The organism is Xanthobacter autotrophicus ATCC 700552, from assembly GCF_043194565.1.
Taxonomy (GTDB): Bacteria; Pseudomonadota; Alphaproteobacteria; order Rhizobiales; family Xanthobacteraceae; genus Xanthobacter; species Xanthobacter autotrophicus_F.
The window spans coordinates 133,494-158,505 of the sequence record NZ_JBAFVS010000009.1 but is presented as its reverse complement, the minus strand read 5'-3'; the positions used below and the strand labels follow the sequence as shown (position 1 = coordinate 158,505).

The window sequence follows — 25,012 nt, the reverse complement described above, 5'->3', positions numbered from 1 at the left end:
GGCCGGTGCACGGCGCCCCGATCTCGCTCCCGGCGGCGGGTTGCGGATGCCCGGCATGACGCTGCCTCGAAGCGCAACATTTCTCTCCTGTTCCCTCTCCCGGAGGTCCGCTCATGACCGCCCTGCCCTTCGCGACCAACCTTGCCCCCGTCACCCGCGAGGACTGGCTGAAGCTGGTCGAGGGCGTGCTGAAGGGCGCGCCCTACGACAAGCGCCTCGTGACCCGCACCCTTGAGGGCCTTGCCCTCGACGCCCTGCCCGAGCGCAAGCCGAACGCCCCCATCGTGGCAGGACGGCCGGCGGGCGCGCCGTGGATCATCAGCGCGCGGGTGGACCAGAGCGACCTTGCCGCCGCCCACGCGCAGGCGCTGGAGGATCTGGACGGCGGCGCCTCCGGCCTCGCCCTGGTCTATGCCTCCGCGCCTTCGGCCTACGGCTTCGGCCTGCCGGACGGCGCCGACCTGAAGGTGGTGCTGAAGGACGTGCTGCTCGATCTCATCGAGACGCGCATCGAAAGCGGCGCGTTCCAGGGCCGCGGCGACGACCTCGCCTTCGCCGACCATGCCGAGGCGGCGGGCTTCGATCCCAAGGGCCTCGCCGTCTCCTTCGGCCTGAACCCGCTGGGCGACTTCGCCGCCGCCGGCACCCTGCCCATGGCGTGGCCGCTGCTGGCCAAGCGCTTCGCCGAGACCTCCGCCATCCTCGCCGCGCGCGGCTTTGCCGGCCCGTTCGCGCGGGCGGACGGCGGCGTGTTCCATGCCGCCGGCGCATCCGACGCGCAGGAGCTGGCGGCCGTGCTGGCCACCGCCGTGGCTTACCTGAAAGCCTATGGCGAGGCAGGCATCGCCCTGTCGGAGGCGGCGGCGCGCATCGAGGTCGCCCTGGTGGCGGACCTGAACCAGACCGCCACCATCGCCAAGTTCCGCGCCATCCGCCTGCTGTGGGGCGCGGTGCTGCGCGAGTGCGGCCTGCCGGAGACGGCGCTGAAGGTGCACGCCACCACCGCATGGCGCTCCCTGACCCGGCGCGACCCTTATGTGAACCTGCTGCGTAATACGGTAGCGGCGTTCGCGGCCGGCGTGGGCGGGGCGGACAGCCTCACAGTGCTGCCCTTCACCCAGGCCTTGGGCCTGCCCGACGCCTTCGCCCGGCGCCTCGCCCGCAACACGCAGGTGATGCTGCTGGAGGAGAGCAACGTCCACCGCGTGGCCGATCCCGGCGCCGGCGCCGGCGCGGTGGAGGCCCACACGGACGGGCTCGCCGAAAAGGCCTGGGACCTGTTCCGCACCATCGAGAAGCGCGGCGGCATGGCCGACGTGCTGGAAGACCGCTGGCTGAAGGCCGAGATCACCGAGGTAAAGGCCCGCCGCGACAAGGATGTGGCCACCCGCAAGGCGCCCATTACCGGCACCTCGGAATTTCCCATCCTGGTGCAGCAGGCGCCGGAAGTGCTGGCGCCCCTGCCCGCCACCTTCGAGCCCGTGGCCGACGGCGCGCTGACGCCCCATCGCACCTCGGAGCCGTTCGAGGCCCTGCGCGACAAGGCGGAAGCCGCCGCGAAGGCCCCGGCCGTCTTCCTTGCCACGCTTGGTCCCGTCGCCGCATTCACCGCGCGGGCGGGCTTCGCGCGGAACTTCTTCGAGGCCGGCGGCATTGCCGCTCCAGTACCGGACGGCTTCGCCGACCGCGACGCGTTGCTCGCCGCCTTCAAGGCTTCGGCCACGCCCTTCGCCTGCCTCGTCTCCTCCGACGAGGTCTATGCAGCGGAGGGGGCAGCCACCGCCGAGGCCCTGACGGCCGGCGGCGCCAGCACCGTCTGGCTCGCCGGCAAGCCGGCCGAGCTGGAAACGGCGCTCAGGGCAGCCGGCGTCTCCGGCTTCATCTTCGCCGGCTGCGACGTGCTGGAGACGCTGGCGCGGGCGCAGAGCGCGGCGGGACTGGACTGAACCGAAGGACGGGAACGAGCCATGCTGCACAAAATTGCTGGCCTCACCGCCATGGCGCTGCTCGGCGCGGCGATGGCGGCTGTTCCCGCCCGCGCCGACAACGCGAAGCGCTTCGACGGCAGCTGGGTGGTGCGCACCTCCGCCGAGGAGGGCAAGTGCAACAAGAATTTCGACTTCAAGCTTGCCGTGAAGAATGGCAAGGTCACTTACGCGGGCTATTGGCCGGTGAAGGCCGCCGGTGGCATCAGCAAGCTTGGCTTGGTGCGGATGACCTTGATCCACGGGCAGCGCAAAGTCACCGCCACCGGGCTCGCCGAAGGCGATCAGGCCTCGGGTGACTGGTCCTCGCCCCAGCCCAAATGCAACGGCTCCTGGTTGGCCCGGCGCGCCTGAGCCAGAACCCGCCAAAGCCAGAACCCGCCAAAGTCACGTCCCGCCCATGCCACCGCGGCCGATTTCGAGGGAACAGAAGATGAGCCGGATCCCCAACTTCGCCGACATCGATTGGCGCGCGCCGGAGCTGGTCGCCCCCTGTGCGGCCGCCGCCCCCTGGACCACGCCCGAGGGCATCCCGGTGAAGCCGCTCTACGGCCCGGCGGATATCGAGGGGCTCGGCTATATCGATACCTACCCCGGCATCGCGCCCTTCCTGCGCGGGCCCTATGCCCCCATGTACGCCACCCAGCCGTGGACCATCCGGCAATATGCCGGCTTCTCCACGGCGGAGGATTCCAACGCCTTCTACCGCCGCAACCTCGCGGCCGGACAGAAGGGCCTCTCGGTGGCCTTCGACCTTGCCACCCATCGCGGCTATGACAGTGACCACCCCCGCGTCGCCGGTGACGTGGGCATGGCCGGCGTCGCCATCGATAGCATCTACGACATGCGCACCCTGTTCTCCGGCATCCCGCTGGACCAGATGAGCGTGTCCATGACCATGAACGGCGCGGTACTGCCCGTGCTGGCGCTCTATGTGGTAGCGGCGGAAGAGCAGGGCGTCGCCTCGGCCAAGCTTTCCGGCACCATCCAGAACGATATCTTAAAAGAATTCATGGTGCGGAACACCTATATCTATCCGCCCACCCCTTCCATGCGCATCATCTCGGACATCTTCGCCTTCACGTCCAAGGAGATGCCGCGCTACAACTCCATCTCCATTTCCGGCTACCACATGCAGGAAGCCGGCGCGACGCAGGACCTGGAACTGGCCTACACGCTGGCGGACGGCGTGGAATATGGCCGCGCCGGTGCAGCGGCGGGCCTGCCCATCGACGTATTCGCGCCGCGCCTCAGCTTCTTCTGGGCCATCGGCATGAACTTCTACATGGAGGTGGCCAAGCTGCGCGCCGCCCGCCTCCTGTGGACGCGGCTGATGACCGACCTCGGGGCCAAGAACCCCAAGTCTTTGCCCCTGCGCACCCATTCGCAGACCTCCGGCTGGTCGCTCACTGCGCAGGATGTGTTCAACAACGTCATGCGCACCGCCATCGAGGCCATGGCGGCGACCCAGGGCCAGACCCAGTCGCTGCACACCAATGCGCTGGACGAGGCGCTGGCCCTGCCCACCGACTTCTCCGCCCGCATCGCCCGCAACACCCAGATCCTGCTGCAGCAGGAGAGCGGCACCACCCGCCAGATCGACCTGTGGGGCGGCTCCTACTTCGTGGAGAAGCTCACCGCCGATCTCGCCGCCAAGGCCTGGGCGCACATCCAGGAGGTGGAGGCGCTGGGCGGCATGGCCAAGGCCATCGAGGCCGGCATCCCCAAGCTGCGCATCGAGGAAGCCGCCGCCACCACACAAGCCCGCATCGACGGCGGGGCGCAGACCGTGGTGGGCGTCAACAAGTTCAAGCCCGAGCGCGACCGCATGATCGACGTGCTGAAGGTGGAGAACGCCACCGTGCGCGCCGCCCAGATCGACAAGCTCAACCGCCTGCGCGCCGAGCGCGACCAGCATGAGGTGGACGGCAAGCTCGAAGCCCTCACCAACGGTGCGGCCGGCAACGGCAACCTTTTGGCGCTGGCCATCGACGCGGCGCGGGCCAAGGCCACGGTGGGCGAGATTTCCGACGCGCTGGAGAAGGTGTTCGGCCGCCACCGCGCCGAAATCCGCGCCATCTCCGGCGTCTACAAGCGCGAGGCGACGGCCATGACCGACAAGGTGGGCAAGCTGCAGAAGCTGGTGGAAGCATTCGAGCAGGCGGAAGGCCGCCGGCCGCGCATCCTCGTCGCCAAGGTCGGCCAGGACGGCCACGACCGCGGCCAGAAGGTGATCGCCTCCGCCTTCGCCGACCTCGGCTTCGACGTGGACATCGGCCCCCTCTTCGCCACCCCGGAGGAAGCCGCCCGGCAGGCGGTGGAGAATGACGTGCACGTGGTGGGCATCTCCTCGCTGGCCGCCGGCCACCTCACCCTCGTGCCGGCGCTGAAGGCGGCGCTGGAGGCGGAAGGCCGGGGCGACATCATGGTGGTGGTGGGCGGCGTGGTGCCCCCGCAGGACTATGACGCCCTGAAGGCCGCCGGCGCCGAGGCCATCTTCCCCCCCGGCACGGTCATCGCCGATGCGGCGAAGGAGCTGCTGCATACGCTCTCGCACCGCCTCGGCCACACCCTCGAAGCGGCAGAGTGAGCGCGGGCGCGGAGGTGACTCCGGCGCCCCTCGGCTCCACGCTCCGCGTGTTGGAGCCGGCCCCGCATGTGCTCGCCTTTTATGACGGGCGCGTGCCGGGGGTGCGGCTGCACGGCGCCCATGAAAACTGGCTGGATGACGGCGCCTATGCCCTGGGCATCGCCTCCTATGCGGTGCGGGATGGCGACGAGGCGCTGGTCTACGACACCCACATCTCGCTGGCCCACGCCCGCATCATCCGCCACACATTGGAACAGCGCGGCGCCCGGCGCATCCGCGTGGTGCTGAGCCACTGGCACGACGACCATGTAGCCGGCAACGAAGTGTTCGCCGATTGCGAGATCATCGCCAACCGCGAGACGGCCGCCCTGCTCGCCCTCCACAAGGAGCGCCTGGAGGCGAGCGACCCGCCCATCCGCCCGCTGATCCCACCCAACCTTCTGTTTGAAGAGCGACTTCAGCTGAACATCGGTTCGGTTCCGGTGACGCTTGTCCACATGGATATCCACAGCCGGGACGGCACGGTCGCGCTGCTGCCCGACGGGCTGCTGCTGGCCGGCGACACGCTGGAAGACCCCGTCACTTACGTGGACGAGCCCGACCGCCTCGCCGTCCACCTCGCCGGACTGGAGCGGCTCGCGGCACTGGGGGCGACGCGCATCCTGCCCAACCATGGGGCGGAGGATGTGATCGCCGCCGGCGGCTACGGGCCGGAGCTCATCACAGCCACCCGGCTTTACGTGGAGCAGTTGTTGCGGCTGAAGGACGAGCCGGAGCTGGCGCGGCTGGACTTGCGGACGTTCGCGGCAAAGGCGTTCGCGACCGGGGCGGTGACGTATTTCGCCCCCTATGAGGCGGTGCACCGGCGGAATGTGGAAGCGGTCGCTGGGGTAGAATTGATACACTTTTGACGTGTATTCATGCCAATTCTTGTGCAGGCAAGATGCGCACGGAGAGCACGTCCAATGCGATGGTTGAAATCCCTGTTCGGACAGCGCAAGCCCACCGAAGACCCACAGGTGGCCGCTCGCATTCGGCAGGAGGCCGATTGGCAGAGGCTGCTCGCGGACTGGCCCTATCCGCTGCGCCTCGTCCCCGGAGCGCAGGCGGCGGCGGTATGGCAGGACGAGGCCGCGATCGGGGCGCGCGAGGGCTTCTCCCCGATCATCATCACCCCCGGGACACCGCAGCTGCCCAAAGAGCCGGCTGATGAGGCCGACACTCCGATCGAGGCGCCGGATGCCATCGTGGATGCCTATGTCCGCAGCCTGATCTACGAGAATTGGGCCTTGAAACGGCCCGGCGTGACATCCCAGTTTCGCAATGCCTTGCCGGAAGAGGTCGCTGCGGCACTGGCGTCGAATGCGGACTATGCAAACGGCGGCGCCTACGCTTATGAGGCAGCAGCATTCGAAAATACCACCGAGATACCTCCACCCCCGGCCGAGCATCTGACCTTCGAATCTCTGAGGTCACATGAGCTGAACGGGCCATTCCCTCAGCTGGCGATCACCCGGCTGCCCGTTGCCGAAAGCTGGCGGGCGGCTCTCCTGTTCCAGTTTGGCGGCTGGAATTCGGCTCCTGGCCCGAAGGAGGTCGCGGCCTTTGCCCGGCGCTGGAAACAGCTTCACGGCGCCAACATTGCCTGCATCACCGATGACACGCTGGAATTGGCCGTCGAGCACCCGCCGACGACCTTCGAAGCAGCAAAACGCCTGGCGCAGGAGCACATGCTTCTCTGCGGCGAGGGTTTGGCCGATGTCGATTTAAATTATTATATCGCCACGCTGCGCTCCCGGCGCAGCTGGTTCTTCTGGTGGGACTGAGAGCCGCCCCTCACCCCGCCCGGTGCAGCCCCAGCCCGGCCTTCGCCTTGCCCATCAGTCCCTCCACCTTGGCCACGATGGCGGCGGCGTCGAGGCCGGCGGCGGCCAGCTGGCGGGCTTGGGTTTCCTGGTCGATATAGATGTCCGGCAGGACCATGGCGCGCACCTTCACCGTGCCGCGGTCCAGCAGGCCCTCGTCGGTGACGAGCTGGAGCACATGGCTGCCGAAGCCGCCCACCGAGCCCTCTTCCACCGTGACCAGCGCGCCATGGCCGGCGGCGAGCTTCAGCACCAGGTCGCGATCGAGGGGCTTGGCGAAGCGGGCGTCGGCCACGGTGACGGCAAAGCCCGCCGCCTCCAGCCGCTCGGCCGCGTCAAGGCAGGCGGCAAGGCGGGTGCCGAGGGAGAGCAGGGCCACATCACCGCGCGGATCTGCGCCCTCCCCGGTTCCATGCACGATCCGGCCCTTGCCGATGGGCAACACCTCGCCCCGGTCGGGCCGCTCCACGCCCACGCCTTCGCCCCGGGGGAAGCGCACGGCGATGGGGCCATCATCATAAGCCACGGCAGTGGCCATCATGTGCACCAGCTCCGCCTCGTCGGCCGGGGCCATCACGGCCATGCCGGGCAGGCAGGCGAGGAAAGCGATGTCGAAGGCACCCGCGTGGGTCGCCCCGTCCGCGCCCACGAGGCCGGCGCGGTCGATGACGAAGCGCACCGGCAGGCCCTGCAGCGCCACGTCGTGCACCACCTGGTCATAGGCCCGCTGGAGAAAGGTGGAATAGAGCGCGCAGAACGGCTTGAAGCCTTCCGCCGCGAGCCCGGCGGCGAACGTCACCGCATGCTGCTCGGCGATGCCCACGTCGAAGGTGCGCTCGGGATAGACCTGCCCGAACAGGTCCAGCCCCGTTCCCGAGGGCATGGCGGCGGTGATGGCGACGATCTTGGGGTCGCGCCGCGCCTCCGAAATCAGGCTCTCCGCGAACACGCGGGTGTAGGAGGGGGCGTTGGACTTCGCCTTCATCTGGGCGCCGGTCACCACGTCGAACTTGACCACGCCGTGGTACTTGTCGGCACTGGCCTCGGCGGGGGCGTAGCCCTTGCCCTTCTGGGTCACCACATGGACCAGGATGGGGCCGGTCTTGGCGTCCCGCACGTTCTTCAGCACCGGCAGCAGGTGGTCGAGATTGTGCCCGTCGATGGGGCCCACATAATAGAAGCCCAGCTCCTCGAACAGGGTGCCCCCGGTCCAGAAGCCGCGGGCGAATTCCTCGGCCCGCGCCGCGCCGCGCTCCACGAACTTGGGCAGGTGGCCGGCGATCTGCTTGCCGATCTCCCGCAGCGAGCGGTAGGTCTGCCCGGAAATCAGCCGCGCCAGGTAGGCCGACATGGCCCCCGTGGGCGGGGCGATGGACATGTCGTTGTCGTTGAGGATGACGATGAGCCGGCTATCCATGGCGCCGGCATTGTTCATGGCCTCATAGGCCATGCCCGCCGACATGGCGCCGTCGCCGATCACGCACACGATGTTGCGCTCCTCCCCCGAGAGGTCGCGAGCCACCGCCATGCCAAGACCGGCGGAGATGGAGGTAGATGAATGCGCCGCCCCGAACGGGTCGTATGCGCTCTCCGCCCGGCGGGTGAAGCCCGAGAGGCCGCCGCCCTGCCGCAGGGTGCGGATGCGGTCGCGCCGGCCGGTGAGGATCTTGTGGGGGTAGCACTGGTGGCCGACATCCCAGATCAGGCGATCGTGGGGGGTGTTGAACACATGGTGCAGAGCCACCGTCAGCTCGACCACGCCCAGCCCCGCACCCAGATGCCCGCCGGTCACGGAGACGGCATCGATGGTCTCCGCGCGCAGTTCGGCGGCGAGCTGGGCCAGTCTGTCCTGGGGCAGGCGCCGCACGTCGGCGGCATCGCGGATGGTATCGAGCAGCGGGGTCTTCAGCAAAGTCACGGACAACTCCGTCCGGAACGAACCGGGAAAATGAGCCTTACACACGCGCGCGGCAGCACGCAACGGACAAGGCCGAGGGGCGGGCCGTCAGCAGGCGGCCCCTCCCCCGGCGATGCGAGCGTCCGCCTCTGCCTCATACGTGCGCGGGCGGCGTTCGGCGCACCTCATCAAAACATCCCGCCATTTTTCCGGTCCGGATGGCGAACCGATGCAGATCAAGGCACGCCAGCGCCAGCACGCACCCTCCGGCCAGCCTGGCGATCTGCGGCAGGGTCGCGCGCGAGCGGCCGTACTTTTCCAGCACGTAGCGCTCCGACTGCATCTTGGCGCGATTGACCCGGAAGGTCTGGCCGAACGACGGCGCGCTGGAGCGCCCGCCCGCGTGCAGCACCCGCGCCCCTGTCACCACGATGATGGGAATGCGCCGGGCGATGGCGCGCAGGGAGAGGTCGTCGTCCTCATGGTAGAGGAAGATGGCCTCGTCGAAGCCGCCGAGGGCAAAGAAGGCGTCCCGCGCCATCATGAAAGCGGCGCCGTGGACGAAGCGGGTGCAATAATCCCCCGCGATCTCGCCGGGCGACAGGCGCAGGCGGCGCGGCACCTTCTCCAGGATGGAGCCTTCCTTGCGCATCAGCCGGCCGTTCTCGCCCACGATGGCCGGCATCAGGATGGCCGGGTCGCCATAGCAGCCGGCGGCGGCCAGCAGCGCCGGCAGGGTATCGGCGGCCAGCACCGCGTCGGGATTGAGGAACAGCACATAGGGCGTGGCCGCCCGCCGCGCGCCGGCATTGCAGGCGGTGCCGAAGCCCAGATTGGCCGGCATGTCGAGGAGGTCCACCGGCCGCGACAGGCCGGCCCGCCAGGATGTCCCATCGGGGCTCGCATTGTCCACGATCACCACCGGGCAGGACGCCGGCACGCTTGCCACCGCCCGGCCGATCACCGCGCCGCTGTTGTAGGTGACGAACACCACGGTGACGGCGGCCAGGGGGGAACCGGTGGACAGATCGGCGGACACGAGACCCTCGCAACCAGAGCAAATCCAGCAAAAGTGCGAAGCGGTTTTGCGTCCGGATTTGCGCGTTAACAAGAAGGTAGAGCGTTTTCGAGCGAAGTGGATACCGGTTCGCGTGAAGAAAACGCGTCAACACAAAATTCAAGATCGATTGCCGTGAGCGATGGCGAACGGAAATCGATCTTGCGGGCGGGTTGTCGCCCGCCCGGCTTTCCTGCCTTCAGGAGGCCGCGAACACAAGCTCCGGCTGTGGCGCGGCGCGCAGGCGCTTCAGCTCGGGATGGACGGCGACACCGGACATGGCAGAGAGCACCGCCTCGGGATCGATCACGCTCATGCACCGGCGCTGGTAGGGGCACAGGGCCTCGGTCGGCAGCCCGCACGGCGCGCAGCCGGCAGCGGCGTGCAGCACCACCGTGGCCGGCCCCACCGGCGCCCAGACGCGGATATCGGCAAAGCCCGAGAAGAGGGCGACGGTGGGCAGGCCGATGGATGCGGCAAGATGGGTGGTGCCCGTATCCACCCCGACGAAGGCGGCGGCGGGGCGCATCAGCGCCGGCAGGTCGGCAAGGTCCACCTGGCCCACGAAATCCCGCAGCCGCCCCGGTGGCAGCAGCTTGGCCATCTGTGCCGCCGTCTCGGCCTCCTCGCCGCGGCCGATGACGGCGATGTCGAGATTTGTGCGCTCCACAATGGCGGAGGCGAGGCCCATCCAGCCCTTGGCCGTCCAGCCCTTGATGCCGAGCCGCGTTCCCGGCGCGAGGATCACGCAATTCTGCGTCTCCCCCACCGGAACGGCGCCGGCCACGAACCGTGCCGTCTCGCCCCGCATGTCACGGGCATGCACCAGCGCTTCCACCAGCAGCACCAGCCGGGTGGAGGCATGGGTCATGGCCGGCCACGGCTTGCGGCGCATGCAACGCTCCATCTCCGGCAGCGCGATGTCGAGGGGGAAGGGATTGGACGGGTCGGCAAAGCCGGCGCGGACCTTGGCGTCGAGGCCCCACAGCAGCGCCCGCGCCTCGTCCTCCTGCCTCAGGTCGATGACGATGTCGTGGGCCGGCAGCCCCATGGCCCTGAGCTCGCTCACGTCGTCCGCGTTGGCGAAGCGTGGCTCCTGCATGCGGGCGCCGAAGAAATCGAAGCTGTAGACCGCGGCGAACAGGCCGGTGGAGCGCGCCAGCTCCACCACGAACGGCGCGCACAGCAGCGAGACGGTCGAGGTGGGAAACGCCGCCCGCAACCGCTCCACGGCGGGCAGGGCGGTGATGAAATCGCCGATATGGTCGAGCTTCACCACCAGAATGGACGGCGACGGACCAAGGGCGCGAAGCGTGTTGGAAGGGCTGGTCCACACCTGTGCCGCCGGCGCGCCCAAGGGAGCGACCCGGGGCTTCCTGGGTTTGCCTCCGCGGAAAATATCACGCAGCTTCATGACGGCGGTCCGGGGTGAAGATCACAGGTGGTACGAGTAACGGTAACCGCGTCTTAGCCCGAAAATTCTACCGCCGGCCAGTATGACATTGTTTCAAAGTGTGCAAATGCCATCATACAATCAAAATGTGCAGGCCTCTGCCTTGCCCTTGCGTTGAGCGCACAGGACCGCCCGGCGGCATCACCCGCGTCAGGGTCAGCGTGGCTGTCTTTTCTTGGGGTCACAAGGCGATTTGCCGCCGCGGCTGTTTCAACCTTGGCGAGCCCCTTCCGCGTCGGCACGGGCGGCACTGGCCATACGTGCGGCTTTTCGCTAGAAGGCGCCCCCATGCGGGAGGTGCCAGCAACGCGCGTCGGCCGGCGCCACGTGTTCTTCGTGGCCGGGTACGATCCCATGACGGTGGAAGGCCACCATCGCATCTTCCTGCGCGAAATGAAGCGCTTCGGCACGGTGTGGCAGGCGGCGACGCGCTGCCGCGACGCCGCTCCGGTGCCAACGCCCACCGGCGCGCTCTGGCGATCCGAGGCGGAAGGCCCGGGCTGGCACACCTCAACCACCTTCGAGATCCTGGCCTGGGACGACCTCGCCCGCGCGGACATGGGGCGGCCGGTGCGCTCCCACCTGCGCGGCTCCGTGCGGGCGATCATCGACATGGTGACCAGCGGCACGCTGCTCGCCTATTTCCGCACCAGCCGGCGCTATGGCGTCTTCTTCCTGTTCACCTATTTGCTGCTCCTGGCCTTCTGGGCGGCGGCGCTTGCGGTGGGCATCGGCGCGGCGCAATGGCTGGCGCCCCATTTGGGCGCTGTCGCCGCGGGGCTCTGCGGCATCGCCCTGGCGCTCGCCAGCGGCCTGCTGCTGATGCGCTGGCCGGGGCGGCGCTTTCGCCTGAGGCAGTCCCTCGACCTGGCGGAATTCTCTGTGGATTTCGCCCACGGCCGCCATCCCGAGGTGGATGCGCGGGTGATCGCGTTCGCCGACCGGCTGCGCGCCGTGGAGGACGAAGCCGGGCGCGAAGGCGTGGACGAGATCGTGATCGCCGGCCACAGCCTCGGCGCCATGCATGCGGTATCGACGGTGGCCGCCGCGCTCGATGAGGACCCGTCCTTCGGCACAAGGGTGCCGGTGCGCATCCTCACCCTCGGCAGCACCACGGCCAAGTTCGCGCTGCATCCCGCCGGCACGCGGCTGCGGGCGGCGGCGCAGCGGGTGGCCGACGCGCCGCAGATCGGCTGGATGGAGGTGCAGTCGCGGGACGACATCGTCTCCTTCTACAAGGTCAATCCGGTGACCCTCGACCGCGCCACCTTCGCCGAGCCGCAACTGGCGGTGGGGGATTTCGCGCAGCGTCCGCTGCTGCGGCATGTGCCGGTGCGCGACATGGTCTCCAGCGCCACCTACCGGCGCTTCTTCTTCGACGTGATGCGGCGCCACTGCCAGTGCTTCCTGGCCAGCGACATCCGCGCCCCGCACGATTTCTACGCCTATGTGTGCGGCCCGTTCGCCTTCGACGTGCTGGCCGCCCACCTCCACGCGCTTTGTGCCTATATGGCGCCGGACGGCGCCCCCCTGCCCACCTCCCTCGACGCGGGCGGGCGCCTGATGGCCCTTCCCGACCATGCCCCTTCCTCACCAAGCGAGCCCTGAATGAGCCTCGTCACCTTCGCCAAGATCGCCTGGGCGGTCGGCGTCGTCTCCTGGTACGTGCTGCGCATCCCCTTCCAGCGGAAAGCCAAGCGCCAGCAGGTGGCCGACGCGCGCCACCGCACCGCCCGCGACATGACGCTGCTCACCATCTCCACCCTCGGCCTCGGGGTGCTGCCGGCCATCTACGCCCTCACCTCCTTCCCGCGCTTCGCCTCCTACACGCCGGTGGCGGCGCAGGTGGTGGCGGGGGTGCTGGTGTTCGCGGCGGCGCTGTGGCTGTTCTGGCGCACCCACAGGCAGCTCGGGCGCAACTGGTCGGTGACGCTGGAGATCAAGGACAAGCACAAGCTCATCACCTCCGGCGTCTATGAGCGGGTGCGCCACCCCATGTATTCGGCCTTCTTCCTGTGGGCGCTGGCGCAGGCGCTGCTGCTGCCGAACCTGGTCGCCGGGCCGGCGGGGCTGGTGGGCTTCGGCACGCTGTTCTTCTTCCGGGTGGGACGGGAGGAGAAGATGATGCGCGAAGCCTTCGGTGCCGAATACGAGGCCTATGAAAAGCGCACCAAGCGCGTCATTCCCGGCCTCTACTGAGGCGCCGGGAGGGAGCGCGAAAATGCGCCCGCCGCTGTCCTGCCCTACCCGTCCGCGTCCAGTGGCGCGGTGCCGGAGGGGCGTCCATCCGCATCGCGGGTGATGGTCTCGACGCGGGCTTCCGCCGCCCGCAGCAGGGTGTCGCAGCGCATCTTCAGCGCCTCGCCCCGCTCATACATGGCGATGGACTCCTCCAGCGGCACGCTGCCCCGCTCCAGATTGCCGACAATGGCCTCCAGCTCCGCCAGCGCCTGCTCGAAGCTGAGCTTGTCCACCCCCGCCGCGGGTCCTGCGGTCTGGCCAGCGGTCTGGCCGCCCTTGGCGCTTGTTGCCTTTGCTGCTTCGGCCATGGCCGCCTCCGCTGATTCCCTTTGCGCCACCTTATACCGATCCGGAACCGGCTCACCTATGCCCCCAAATTTCGGGCGGTAACCCGGAGGCCAAAGGCGCGTCCTCGCGCCCTCAGACACCACCCGCAATCAGCCGGGGTGGCCCCGGCGCCCGCCCTTTGGTAGAAGCCGGCCAGAAATCTCAGGAAAACACCCTCATGTTGCCCGCGGCGTCCGCGCCCCTTCCGCCCCGCGATCCCTCAAGCCTCGAAGATGCGCTCATCGCGTGCTTCGAGACGGCCGGCTTCTCGCGCCACGATCCGCCCATCCTCCATCCGGCGGACGCCTTCCTCGACCTGTCGGGGGAATCCATCCGCCGCCGCATGTATCTGACGGCGGATGCGGACGGCCGCGAACTGTGCCTGCGCCCCGATATCACCATCCCGGTGGCCCGCGCCGTCATCGCCGAGCGCATGCCGCTGCCGGCGCGCGTGAGCTATCTCGGCCCGGTGTTCCGCTTCCGTGGCGAGGGATCGGGCGAGTTCCGGCAGGCCGGCGTCGAATCCTTCGGCCGCACCGACACCGAGGCGGCGGACGCGGAAATGGTCGCCCTCGGCCTGAACGCCTGCGCGCTTTACGGCGTCCCGCAGCCGGAAATCCGGCTCGGCGACGTGGGCCTGTTCGCCGCCCTGCTGGAGGCGCTGCCCCTCGCCCCGGCCCTGCGCCGGCGGCTGCTGAAGGATTTCGGCCAGAGCCGGCTCGATGCCGATCTCGGCCACCAGAAGGCGCGCCCGCAGGAAAGCGCCTCCGCCCACGCCGGCGTGCTGGCCGCCCTCACCGGCGCCGATCCCGAGGCGGCGCGGGCGCTGATCACCGATCTTTTGTCCATCGCCGGCATCTCCACCGTGGGCGGGCGCACCGTGTCCGAAATCGCCGAACGTTTCCTGGAGCAATCGTCGCTTGAGGCCGGCGCCGGCCTGTCCGGCGAGACCGGGGAAATCCTCTCCCGCTACCTTGCCATCTCCGGCACACCGGACGAGGCCTCCACCCGCATGCGGGCGCTGGCGGCGGAGGCGGGCATCGATCTGTCCGCCGCACTCGATACCTTCGACCGGCGCACCGGCTTCCTCACCGCCTATGCGGTGAACCTCTCCGACGTGCGCTTTTCCAGCGCCTTCGGGCGACCGCTGGACTATTACAGCGGCATGGTCTTCGAGCTGCACGACACCCTGGGGCGCACCGAGGGTCCGCTGGTGGCCGGTGGGCGCTACGACAAGCTGCTGGCCCGCCTCGGCGCCGAGACCAGCGTGCCCGGCGTCGGCCTCGCGGTGTGGGTGGAACGCCTCGCCGCCCTCGCCCTCCCCCTTGCCTCTGCCCCCGTCCTTGCTGCCGTGGAGGGCGCCCGATGACCAGCCCGCTCATTCTCGCCGTGCCCTCCAAGGGCCGGCTCCAGGAGAATGTCCACGCCTTCTTCTCCCGCGCCGGCATGCCGCTGATGCAGGCGCGCGGCGCCCGCGACTATCGCGGCGCCCTCGGCGGCGTGGAAGGGGTGGAGGTGGCCTATCTCTCCGCCTCCGAGATCGCGGCGGCGCTGGCCTCCGGTGCCGCCCATATCGGGGTGACGGGCGAGGACCTGGTGCGCGAGAACATCCTGGAGGCGGACAGCCGCGTCGCGCTGCTCGAAAAGCTCGGCTTCGGCCATGCCAACGTGGTGGTGGCGGTGCCGCAGGCCTGGATCGACGTGCGCACCATGGACGATCTCGACGACGTGGCGAGCCACTTCCACGGCCGCACCGGCCGGCGCATCCGCGTCGCCACCAAATATGTGAACCTGACCCGCGGCTTCTTCGCCCGCTACGGCATTGTGGATTACCGCATCGTCGAGAGCGCGGGCGCCACCGAAGGCACGCCCGCTTCCGGCTCGGCCGAACTCATCGTGGACATCACCACCACCGGCGCGACGCTGGCCGCCAACGCCCTGAAGGTGGTGGACGACGGCGTCATCCTGAAATCGGAAGCCAATCTCGTCGCCTCGCTCACCGCCAGCTGGAGCGGCTGCGCCCTTTCGGCGGCGCGGGCCATGTTCGACCGGCTGGGGGCGGAAAAGCGCGCGCGGACCATGCGCGAGGTGCGCACCCGCTTCGCGAGCTGCGACGCCACCCTGGTGGAGCAGGCGGTGGCGCGCTATCGCTGCGTCGCCCCGTTTGGCGGCCCCACCTCCTCCGGCATGCTGACCCTGCATTGCCCGCCGGACACGCTGCACCGGCTCGCCACCTTCCTGCGCGCGCAGGGAGCGAGCATGGTGACCGTGGGGCCCATCGAATATGTGTTCGCCGCGGACAACCCCCTCTTTGAGGCACTGGAAGCGCGGCTCGGCTGAAACCGCAACACCGCCGGCACCCCGCTGCGCCGACGGTGCGGACTGCTACTCGTTGCCGAGGCCGCGATCGCCCTGGTCGATGAACTGCTGATCGCCCCGCCAGGGTGCAGGCTCGATCACGATCACCCGCATCTGGGTGAACGGATCCGCTTGCAGCTCGACGCCCCGGGCATAGCCGAGGTCCCGGTACCGCATGGCCGGCTCCATGTAATAGGTGCCTGCCTCGGCTTCCGCGTCCGCTTGTGCTCGCGACCGCTCGTCGGCCGCCATGGCGGCGCCGGCGGTGAAAGCGATGGTGGCGAGGACGGTGGTGGCAAGGACGGTGGTGGCGAGAGCGATAGCTCCATGGGTTTGATGGCGCATCTTGATCTCCATCGGTTCGAAACGGGCGGGGTCCCGTTCCGGTAGATGGTCAACTGGGATGCAGCTCTTTCTGAATAAGAGGCTTTTCGCGCAACAGTGTGGGCCGGATTTCGGGTCAATCAGCGCCCCTGCCGGACCGGTGCGGATGCCGGTACGGCAAGCAGGGAGCCCGGTGCCGCCGTGCGGTACCAAGGGGATCGCGCCCATTGGCATCGGTATTCAAGGCCGGCGCCGCCTCCACCGCCTTCCCTCGCGGGTCCGGGGGCTTTAATCTCCCTGGCTGATTGAATGCGCCCCTGCGCCGCGGGATCGAGTCGGATCTGCCTGGACTGAAGGGTCCGGACGGGAAAGGCCGTCTCTGTCGAGGTCGCGTGCGATCCGTCTGGACGGAACGCACGTCAGGCCGCAGCGCCCGCGGCGGTGCCCGAGGAGTTCCTGATGCGTGATGCCGAGCCCAAAGCCATCCACCTCTCCGACTACCGCCCGCCGGACTGGCTGGTGGACAAGGTGGAGCTGGACTTCGCGCTCCACCCCTCCCAGAGCCGCGTCACCTCCCGCCTCGCGCTGCGCCGCAATCCTGAAGGAACCGCCGGCGCGCCGGTGGTGCTGGAGGGGGACGGCCTGACCCTGGTGCGCCTCGCCATCGACGGCAAGCCGCTGGCCGGCCCGAGCTTCGAGGCGAGCCCCGGGCGCCTGACCCTCGCCCACCCACCGGCCGATGCCTTCACGCTGGAGGTGGAGACGCTGGTGGACCCCACCGCCAACACCCAGCTCATGGGCCTCTACCGCACCTCCGGCAATTACTGCACCCAGTGCGAGCCCGAGGGCTTCCGCCGCATCACCTATTATCCCGACCGGCCGGACGTGCTCTCGGTCTTCACCACCCGCATCGAGGCGGAAAAGGCCGAGGCGCCGATCCTGCTCGGCAACGGCAATCTGGTGGAAAGCGGCGACATTCCCGGCACGTCGCGCCATTTCGCCATCTGGCACGACCCGTGGCCGAAGCCCTCCTATCTGTTCGCCCTGGTGGGCGGGAAGCTCGCCAAGGTGGCCGACCGCTTCGTCACCGCCTCCGGCCGCACCGTGGAGCTGGGCATCTATGTGGAGGAGGGCAAGGAAGCCCGCGCCGGCTATGCCATGGACGCGCTGAAGCGCTCCATGCGCTGGGACGAGGAAGCCTTCGGCCGCGAGTACGATCTCGACGTGTTCAATATCGTGGCCGTCTCCGACTTCAACATGGGGGCCATGGAGAACAAGGGCCTCAACGTCTTCAACGACAAATACGTGCTGGCCACCCCCGAGACCGCCACCGACGCCGATTATTCCGGCATCGAGGGCGTCATCGCCCACGAATACTTCCACAACTGGACCGGCAACCGCATCACCTGCCGCGACTGGTTCCAGCTGTGCCTCAAGGAAGGCCTCACCGTCTTCCGCGACCAGGAATTCTCCTCCGACCAGCGCTCGCGCCCGGTGAAGCGCATCGCCGACGTGCGCATGCTCAAGGCGGCCCAGTTCACCGAGGATTCCGGCCCCCTCGCCCATCCGGTCCGGCCGGAAACCTATCGCGAGATCAACAACTTCTATACCGCGACCGTCTATGAGAAGGGCGCCGAGGTGGTGCGCATGCTGAAAACCCTCCTGGGGGAGGAGGGGTTCCGCAAGGGCATGGACCTCTATTTCGAGCGCCACGACGGGGAAGCCGCCACCATTGAGGATTTCGTCGCCGCCTTCGCCGATGCCACCGGCCGCGACCTCACCCAGTTCGCCCTGTGGTACGCCCAGTCGGGCACGCCGCTCCTCTCTGTGAGCGGCAGCTATGACAAGGAGGCCGGCACCTTCCGCCTCGACGTGAAGCAGTCCGTGCCGCCCACGCCGGGCCAGACCGACAAGAAGCCCATGCTGATCCCGCTGGCCCTCGGCCTCGTGGGGCCGGACGGGCTCGACATGCCGCTGACGCTCGGCAACACCCCGGTGGAGCATGGCGTGATCGAGGTGAAGGAAGCCGCGCAAAGCTTCCTCTTCACCGGCCTGGACGCGCGGCCCGTGCCTTCCCTGAACCGGGGCTTCTCGGCGCCGGTGAACCTCGTCAGCGACCTCACCGAGGCGGACCGGGTGTTTCTTGCCGCCCATGATGGCGATCCGTTCAACCGCTTCGATTCGCTCCAGCGCATCGCCCTTGAGCTGTTGAAGACCGGTGCCCGCACCGGCACCCTGCCGGCGCCGGACGCGCTGGTCACCGCCGCCGGTGCCGTCGTGGCCGACGCCGCGCTCGATGCCGCCTTCAAGGCACAGGCGCTCGCCCTCCCCGGCGAGAGCGAGGTGGCCCGCGAACTCGGCAGCGATGTCAATCCCGACGCCGTCTTTGCCGCCCGCAAGGCGCTGCGGACCGCGGTGGGAACCGCCCTCGCCGCGGACTTCGCCCGCACCTACGACAGCGCGGGCGCCGGCGGGGCTTTCGCGCCCGACGCAGCTTCCGCCGGGCGGCGGGCGCTGCGGAACCTCGCCCTCGACTATCTCGCCGTGACCGGCGCGGCGGAGGGCATCGCCCGCGCCAAGGCCCAGTTCGCCGCGGCAGACAACATGACCGATCGCATCGCCGCCCTCGCCGTGCTGGCCCAGCATGACGTGCCGGAGCGCGAAGAGGCCCTCGACGCCTTCTATCGCCGCTTCGAGAGCGACGCGCTGGTCATCGACAAGTGGTTCGTGCTGCAGGCGCAGATCCCGTCCGAGGGGACGCTGGACCGGGTGAAGGGCCTGATGCTGCATCCGGCCTTCTCGCTTTCCAACCCCAACCGGGTGCGCTCCCTCATCGGCGCCTTCGCCGCCGCCAATCCCACCCAGTTCAACCGGGCGGACGGGGCCGGCCACGCCTTCGTGGCCGATACGGTGCTCAGCCTCGACGGCAAGAATCCGCAGGTGGCGGCACGGCTGCTGGCGTCGTTCAAGACGTTCCGCCAGCTGGAGCCGGTGCGGCGCGCCAGCGCCGAAGCCGCGCTGCGGCGCGTGGCGCAGACCCCCGGCCTGTCGCCGGACGTCGCCGACATCGCCACCCGCTCGCTGGGGTGAGGTGGAACATGGAACCGGCGCCTGGGCATAAGCCCCGGCGCCGGCCTCACTCCGCCGCCAGCTCCAGCATCCGCTCGAAGATGGCGCGCACTTTCGCCTGGGTATCGGCGAGGTCGGCGTCCAGGGTGGCGAAGTCCGGCATCTCGCCGGCGCGGGCCAGCAGCGCCCGCAGCGCCGGGCTCGCGTCCGCCGGCACGATATGGGCGTCCACCGCCAGCCGCAGCACCTGCGTGAGGTTCTGGTAGAGCCGGCAGGCGCGCTGGAGAACGTGCGCATCTTCCGGCGACAACAGCCCCAGCCGCGCGGCGGTGGCGAGCACGCGGGCGGTGGCCGTGTCCACGATCTGCGCATGGGCATGGGCATGCGCCAGCACGAGATACTGGGCGAGGAACTCCACATCCACCTGGCCGCCGGCGGCGTGCTTCAGGTTCCACATGTCGCCCTCTCCCTTCTCGGCGGCGATGGAGCGACGCATGTCGAGGATGTCGCCGGCCAGCCGGCGGGGCTCGCGCGGCTGGCCCATGACGGCGCAGATCACCTCCCGCACCTGCGCCGCAAACGCGGGCTCGGCCGCGATCACGCGGGCGCGGGTCAGCGCCATATGCTCCCAGGTCCAGGCCTCCTCCCGCTGGTAGGTGGCAAACGACGCAAGCCGCGTGGCCACCGGGCCGGAGCGGCCCGAGGGACGCAGCCGCAGGTCCACGTCGTAGAGCTTGCCGGCATTGGTGAGCGAGGTCAGCGCGGTGACGAGGCGCTGGGTGAAGCGGGCGAAATATTGCGCGCCGGTGAGCGGGCGCGGGCCGTCCGAGGTGGGATCGGCATCGGCATCGAAATCATAGAGCACGATGAGGTCGAGGTCGGACCCCGCCGTCATCTCCCGCCCGCCGAGCTTGCCCATGGCGAGCACCGCCGTCTGTGCGCCGCCGATGGTGCCGTGGGCCTCGTTGAAGCGGGCCCAGACCCGGCGGTGCAGGGCGCGGATGATCACCTCGGCCAGCGTCGCATAGGCCTCGCCCGCCCGCGCCGCCTCCAGCGTACCGGAGGCGATGCGCACGCCGATCAGCACATGCTGTTCCTGCCGGAACCGCCGCGCGCGGTCGAGCTGCTCCTCGTCGGTGTCCGCGGTGTCGAGCAGGTGCTCCAGATGGGCGGCGAGGCCCGCCTCGTCCGGCAGCACGTCGAAGAACTCGGGATCGAGCAGCGCGTCGGTGAGGGACGGCCGGCGCGCCAGTGTCTCGCCGAGGCGTGGCGCGGCGGTGAGGATGGTGGCCAGCAGCCGGACCAGGTCCGGGTGCCGGTCGAGGGCGGCCAGAAGCTGCGGGCCGGGCAGGTCGCTCAGGAAGCGGTCGGCCGCCGCCAGCGCCCCGTCGGGATCGCCGCCACGGGCGAGCGCCTCCAGCATCAGGGGAACGATGCGGGCCAGGTGAGCGCGCGCGGTCTCGCCCCTCAGCGCGCGCGGCCCGCCGGACAGCCAGCGCCGGACCATGCCGCTGGCCGCTGCCGGATCGCGAAAGCCGAGGCGGGACAAGGCGGCCAGCGTCTTGCGGTCGTTCTCCTCGGGCGCGAAGACCAGATCGGCGTCGAGCACCGCCGGCGGCGCGGCGTCCTCGAACAGGTTGGCGTAGTGGGTCTGCACCGCCTGGAGGCGCGTCACCAGCGCCGCCGCGAAGGCGTCGCGGTCGGCGTATCCCATGAAGCGCGCGAAGCCCTCCATGGCGGCGCGGCTCTCGGGCAGGGAATGGGTCTGGGCGTCCGCCACCATCTGGATGCGGTGCTCCACCCGGCGCAGGAACACATAGGCCTCGGCGAGCACGTCGCGCACATCCGGCTCGATCCAGCGGCGCGTGGTCAGGGCATCGAGCGCGTCCAGCGTCCGGGAATTGCGCAGCAGCCCGTCGCGCCCGCCGGCGATGAGCTGCTGGGTCTGGACGAAGAATTCCACCTCGCGGATGCCGCCGCGCCCGAGCTTCACATTGTGGCCTTCCACCGCCACCACGTCGTGGCCCCGGAAGGCGTGGATCTCCCGCTTCATGGCGTGCACGTCGGCGATGGCCTGGAAATCCAGCCCGCGCCGCCAGACGAAGGGGGACAGGTCGGCAAGGAACGTCCGCCCCACCGCCATGTCCCCGGCCACCGGACGGGCCTTGATATAGGCAGCGCGTTCCCAGGTGGCGCCCTCGCGCTCGTAGTAATCGAGGGCGGCGGTGGTGGAGAGGGCCACGGCCGTCGAGCCCGGATCGGGCCGCAGGCGCAGGTCCACGCGCAGCACATAGCCGTCCGCGGTGCGCTCCTGGAGCAGGCGCACGAGGCCCTGCGTGATCTTCACGAAGAAGGGGGAGGCGGACACGGCCTCGCTCAGGGGCGCCTTGTCCCGGTCGAACACCACCACGAGGTCGACGTCGCTGGAATAATTGAGTTCGCGCGCGCCATGCTTGCCCATGGCGATCACCGCGAGGCCGCAGCCGAAGGACGGGGCGGCGGGATCGGGCGGCAGCAGGCGGCCGGCGCGCGCCGCCTCGCCCAGCAGGAAGGCGAGGGCCGCGCGCACCGCCGCGTCGGCCACATCGGTCAGCGCCGCCGTCACCGCGATCAGGTCGAAGGCGCCGCCCATGTCGGCAAGCGCGATCAGAAGCGCCGCCTCGCTGCGCATGCGGCGCAGGGCGCGCATCACCTCGGCCTCGCCCCCCGTGGCGGCGGTCGCCGCGCAGTCGGCCATGAGGGCGGCAAGGTGGGCATGGGGTTCGCGCGACAGCACGCGCAGCAGCCGCGCCGGTTCCGCGCGCACCAGATCGAGCAGGAAGGGCGAGCCCTCCGCCATGCCGAGGCACACCTGGTGCGCCATGGGCGCGCACGAAAACAGCCCGTCGAGCACTGCCCGTTCCGCAGGGGCCAGACTCTCCGTGGCTTGGGAAAGCTTAATCTTTGCCGTCTCTCCATCGCCGAGGACGGGGGCTTCCCGCATCAGGACGGCGAGGGATGGCCGGTCGGCCGAATCCGGTTCGAGGGGCCCGCGCATGGTTTTCATCAAAAGCATTAGGACCTTGCGTTGCGCAAGCCCTCTTCGACAATTGCAACGCTCCGGAGCGGCGGAAAGCTGCATGGTAAACAGCAAATTATCGCAGGTGCGAAATGCTTAAGGCCACGCGCGACGCCATCGGCGCCGGCACACAATTATTTCGCCGGCAAATTAAGCGTCGCGACCAGCCCCGGCGCCCCATCGGTGAAGCTTAGGTTGCCGCCATGCAGGCGCGCCACCGCGCCCACCAGCGCGAGGCCGAGCCCGGACCCTGGCCGGGTGCGGCTCGCCTCCAGCCGCACGAAGCGTTCCACCACCCGCTCGCGATCCGCCTCCGGAATGCCCGGCCCGGTATCGGCCACGGCGAGCACCGCATCGCCGCCCGCCCGCGTGAGGCTGACCGTGATGCGCCCCCTGCTCCCGTCCACGGGGCGGCCATACTTGATGGCGTTGTCGATGAGGTTGGAGACCGCCTGCGCCAGCAGTTCCTTCACCCCGTGGATGGTCACCGGCGTCACCGTGACCACGAGGTCCAGGCCCTGCTCGTCGGCCAGCGGCTCGTAAAGCTCGGAGACATTCTCGGCGATCTCGGCGAGATCGAGGTCGCTCATGATGGCGCGGGCCTGCCCGGCCTCGGCGCGGGCGATCATGAGCAAGGCGTCGAAGGTGCGGATGAGGCCGTCGCTCTCCTCGATGGTGCCCTCCAGCGCCCCGCGCCAGTCCTCCTCCGTTCGCGCCGTGCGCAACGCCTCCTCGGAGCGGTTGCGCAGGCGGGTGAGCGGGGTCTTCAGGTCGTGGGCGATGTTGTCGGAGACCTCCTTGAGGCCCTGCATCAGGCCCTCGATGCGGTCCAGCATGGCATTCAGCGAATGGGCCAGCCGATCGAACTCGTCCTCGGTCCCGGTCATGGCGAGGCGACCGGAGAGGTTGCCCGCCATGATGGTCTCGGCGGTGGCGGTCATGGAATCGATGCGCTTGAGCACCCGCCGCGTCACGAACACGCCGCCGGCAAGCCCCAGCACCACGATGAGCAGCACCGCCCATTGCGCCGGCCGGGCCACGAGGTCGCGCAGGGTGTCGCGCTCCTCGATGTCGCGGCCCACCAGCATGCGGTAGCCGCCGGGCAGGATCTGGGTCTGCACGAAGGCCACATGGCTCTTCACGCCGGCATCGTCTGGCCGGTTGTAGGTGGTGAAGCGCGTGCCCGGCTTGTCCAGGAGGCCGATCGCCAGATCGGAGACGTTGGTGGCCAGCACCTCGCCCTGGAAATTGGTGATCATGTAGATGGAGGAGCCGGGCCGCCGTGTCCGCCGATCAATGACGTAGACCAGGCGCTGGATGCCGCCGATGCGGTATTGGTCGGCGAGGAAGCGCACCTCCCGGTCGAGGTCCTCCGCCACCTGCCCCTGGATCAGCTCGCGGGTGTGCCACGCCGTGTAGACGATGACCGATACCGCGAACACGGCGAACACCAGCAGATAGGCCGCCAGCAGCTTGAACGCCGTGGTGCGCACCAGCCGCGCGAGGTGGGCGAGGAACTTCATGTACAAAGGGTTTTCATGGGCAAAGGGTTTTCATGGGCGCCGGCCGTTCCCCGGCCCAGCGACGGCGCAGCCGGAGCGCCGAGCCGGGGGCCAGCGCAAGGCTCCTGCGCAGCAGGCAAGACCCGCCAGCGTACCAGCCGGCGTCAGATCCTGCAGCGCCTTCGGCGGACTCTTGCGCTGGGTCCCGGCTCTCCTTCCACTGCGCTGCGCTGCGTTCCCGTCGGCCGGGACACGTGCGCGGCGGCTGTCCTGCCGACGGTAATCCGCCCGCGCCGGGCCGCGGTGCTCCCTCACGCCGCACCCGCCCGCACCATGTAGCCGGCGCCGCGCACGGTGTGGATCAGCGGTACGTCAAACCCCTTGTCAATCTTGGAGCGCAGGCGGGAGACATGCACGTCGATGACATTGGTCTGCGGGTCGAAATGGTAGTCCCACACGTTTTCCAGCAGCATGGTGCGGGTCACCACCTGCCCGGCATGGCGCAGGAGATATTCCAATAGCCGGAACTCGCGCGGCTGGAGCGGGATCTCCTTGCCGGAGCGGGTGACCCGATGGGCAAGGCGGTCCAGCTCCAGGTCCGACACCTTGTACACCGTTTCCGCCCCCTGGGAGACGCCGCGCCGCGACAGGGCTTCCACCCGGGCCAAAAGCTCGGTGAAGGCGTAGGGCTTGGGCAGGTAGTCGTCGCCGCCGGCACGCAGGCCCTGCACCCGGTCGTCCACCTGGCCGAGGGCGGAGAGGATGAGTACCGGCGTGGTATGCCCGCGCCCGCGCAGCTCGGTGACGAGGGAGAGCCCGTCGCGCACGGGCAGCATGCGGTCCACCACCATCACGTCGTACTTGCCGTCGAGGGCGAGGGCGAGCCCCACCTCCCCGTCGGCAGCAAGGTCCACCACGTGCCCAGCCTCGCGGAAGGCCTTGCGCAGATATTCGGCGGCGTCGCGGTCGTCCTCGACAAGGAGGAGGCGCATGGCGGTGAGGGGATCCGGATCGAGATTCGCTGTCATCACTCTAGCTCACCTTGCCGGCAGGTCCATCGGGCAGGTCCATGCCGGCAAGTCCATGCGGGGTGTCGCTGCGCGCAACGCCCGCGCGCTCCCAACCGGGGAAAAAGGGGGAGGTGCCGGGCTTGCTCAAAAACATGGCGCGGGACGCCCTTGCGAGCATCCCGCGCCTTCGGAGCCGAAGCGTCATCAGGGGGGCGATGCTAACCCGCCTCGGGGTCCGAAAGACCTGCTCCGGCGGCACCCTGCCGCCGGAGCATT

Annotated in this window: 18 protein-coding genes; 10 read left to right on the top strand and 8 right to left on the bottom strand. The window is 69.4% G+C overall.

All coding sequences use genetic code 11. From position 1 onward, the window contains the following. Positions 1–113: 113 nt before the first annotated feature. From V5F48_RS12150 to V5F48_RS12130, 5 genes are all read left to right on the top strand, one after another. The gene (locus V5F48_RS12150) at positions 114–1,946 is read left to right on the top strand and encodes a methylmalonyl-CoA mutase subunit beta (protein ID WP_394258927.1); all 1,833 of its coding nucleotides are present in this window, start codon (positions 114–116) and stop codon (positions 1,944–1,946) included. A gap of 21 nt (positions 1,947–1,967) precedes the next feature. Continuing rightward, complete coding sequence (locus V5F48_RS12145) at positions 1,968–2,339, top strand: hypothetical protein (RefSeq protein WP_394258926.1); 372 nt, start codon at positions 1,968–1,970, stop codon at positions 2,337–2,339. A 79-nt stretch (positions 2,340–2,418) separates the two neighbouring features. Further along, positions 2,419–4,575: a methylmalonyl-CoA mutase gene (gene scpA, locus V5F48_RS12140; RefSeq protein ID WP_394107706.1), complete on the top strand. Its 2,157-nt coding sequence runs from the start codon at positions 2,419–2,421 to the stop codon at positions 4,573–4,575. Next, positions 4,572–5,486 carry an MBL fold metallo-hydrolase gene (locus tag V5F48_RS12135; RefSeq protein WP_394258925.1) on the top strand — a complete coding sequence of 305 codons (915 nt, stop codon included), beginning with the start codon at positions 4,572–4,574 and terminating at the stop codon, positions 5,484–5,486. The genes scpA and V5F48_RS12135 overlap by 4 nt, the downstream gene beginning before the upstream one ends. Positions 5,487–5,540: 54 nt before the next feature. Next, positions 5,541–6,401, top strand: coding sequence for a DUF4253 domain-containing protein (locus V5F48_RS12130; RefSeq protein WP_394258924.1), 861 nt, complete (start codon positions 5,541–5,543; stop codon positions 6,399–6,401). A gap of 10 nt (positions 6,402–6,411) precedes the next feature. Here V5F48_RS12130 and dxs read toward each other — a convergent pair whose 3' ends face one another. The 3 genes from dxs to V5F48_RS12115 all read right to left on the bottom strand — a co-directional run bounded on the left by dxs (position 6,412) and on the right by V5F48_RS12115 (position 10,730). Beyond that, positions 6,412–8,358, bottom strand: a complete 1,947-nt coding sequence (gene dxs, locus V5F48_RS12125; RefSeq protein WP_394258923.1) for a 1-deoxy-D-xylulose-5-phosphate synthase — start codon at positions 8,356–8,358, stop codon at positions 6,412–6,414. A gap of 133 nt (positions 8,359–8,491) precedes the next feature. Further along, positions 8,492–9,376 carry a glycosyltransferase family 2 protein gene (locus tag V5F48_RS12120; RefSeq protein WP_394258922.1) on the bottom strand — a complete coding sequence of 295 codons (885 nt, stop codon included), beginning with the start codon at positions 9,374–9,376 and terminating at the stop codon, positions 8,492–8,494. 217 nt (positions 9,377–9,593) lie between these two features. Then, complete coding sequence (locus tag V5F48_RS12115) at positions 9,594–10,730, bottom strand: glycosyltransferase family 9 protein (RefSeq protein ID WP_394258921.1); 1,137 nt, start codon at positions 10,728–10,730, stop codon at positions 9,594–9,596. Positions 10,731–11,135: 405 nt separating this feature from the next. Between V5F48_RS12115 and V5F48_RS12110 the strand changes: the two genes are divergently transcribed. Together V5F48_RS12110 and V5F48_RS12105 are read left to right on the top strand one after the other, a co-directional pair. Continuing rightward, positions 11,136–12,455, top strand: coding sequence for a hypothetical protein (locus tag V5F48_RS12110; RefSeq protein ID WP_394258920.1), 1,320 nt, complete (start codon positions 11,136–11,138; stop codon positions 12,453–12,455). Then, positions 12,456–13,046, top strand: coding sequence for a protein-S-isoprenylcysteine O-methyltransferase (locus V5F48_RS12105; protein ID WP_394258919.1), 591 nt, complete (start codon positions 12,456–12,458; stop codon positions 13,044–13,046). A gap of 44 nt (positions 13,047–13,090) precedes the next feature. Here the strand turns inward: V5F48_RS12105 and V5F48_RS12100 are convergent, their stop codons facing one another. Beyond that, positions 13,091–13,396 carry an exodeoxyribonuclease VII small subunit gene (locus V5F48_RS12100; protein ID WP_394258918.1) on the bottom strand — a complete coding sequence of 102 codons (306 nt, stop codon included), beginning with the start codon at positions 13,394–13,396 and terminating at the stop codon, positions 13,091–13,093. 197 nt (positions 13,397–13,593) lie between these two features. On the opposite strand from V5F48_RS12100, the gene V5F48_RS12095 reads away from it, so the two are divergent. After that, a complete protein-coding gene (locus tag V5F48_RS12095; protein WP_394258917.1) occupies positions 13,594–14,784 on the top strand; it encodes an ATP phosphoribosyltransferase regulatory subunit in 1,191 nt (396 codons plus the stop codon). Continuing rightward, a complete protein-coding gene (gene hisG, locus V5F48_RS12090) occupies positions 14,781–15,755 on the top strand; it encodes an ATP phosphoribosyltransferase (protein ID WP_394258916.1) in 975 nt (324 codons plus the stop codon). The genes V5F48_RS12095 and hisG overlap by 4 nt, the downstream gene beginning before the upstream one ends. Before the next feature lie 45 nt (positions 15,756–15,800). Here the strand turns inward: hisG and V5F48_RS12085 are convergent, their stop codons facing one another. After that, the gene (locus V5F48_RS12085; protein ID WP_394258915.1) at positions 15,801–16,118 is read right to left on the bottom strand and encodes a hypothetical protein; all 318 of its coding nucleotides are present in this window, start codon (positions 16,116–16,118) and stop codon (positions 15,801–15,803) included. Positions 16,119–16,556: 438 nt separating this feature from the next. On the opposite strand from V5F48_RS12085, the gene pepN reads away from it, so the two are divergent. Continuing rightward, entirely contained in the window at positions 16,557–19,187 is a 2,631-nt protein-coding gene (gene pepN / locus V5F48_RS12080) for an aminopeptidase N (protein ID WP_394258914.1), read from the top strand. A gap of 46 nt (positions 19,188–19,233) precedes the next feature. On the opposite strand, the gene V5F48_RS12075 is transcribed toward pepN, so the two are convergent. From V5F48_RS12075 to V5F48_RS12065, 3 genes are all read right to left on the bottom strand, one after another. Then, positions 19,234–22,203 (bottom strand): bifunctional [glutamine synthetase] adenylyltransferase/[glutamine synthetase]-adenylyl-L-tyrosine phosphorylase, encoded by a 2,970-nt coding sequence (locus tag V5F48_RS12075; protein ID WP_394258913.1) that lies wholly within the window; start codon positions 22,201–22,203, stop codon positions 19,234–19,236. 155 nt (positions 22,204–22,358) lie between these two features. After that, complete coding sequence (locus V5F48_RS12070) at positions 22,359–23,747, bottom strand: ATP-binding protein (RefSeq protein WP_394258912.1); 1,389 nt, start codon at positions 23,745–23,747, stop codon at positions 22,359–22,361. A 290-nt stretch (positions 23,748–24,037) separates the two neighbouring features. Further along, a complete protein-coding gene (locus V5F48_RS12065; protein WP_269149869.1) occupies positions 24,038–24,754 on the bottom strand; it encodes a winged helix-turn-helix domain-containing protein in 717 nt (238 codons plus the stop codon). Positions 24,755–25,012: the final 258 nt, after the last annotated feature.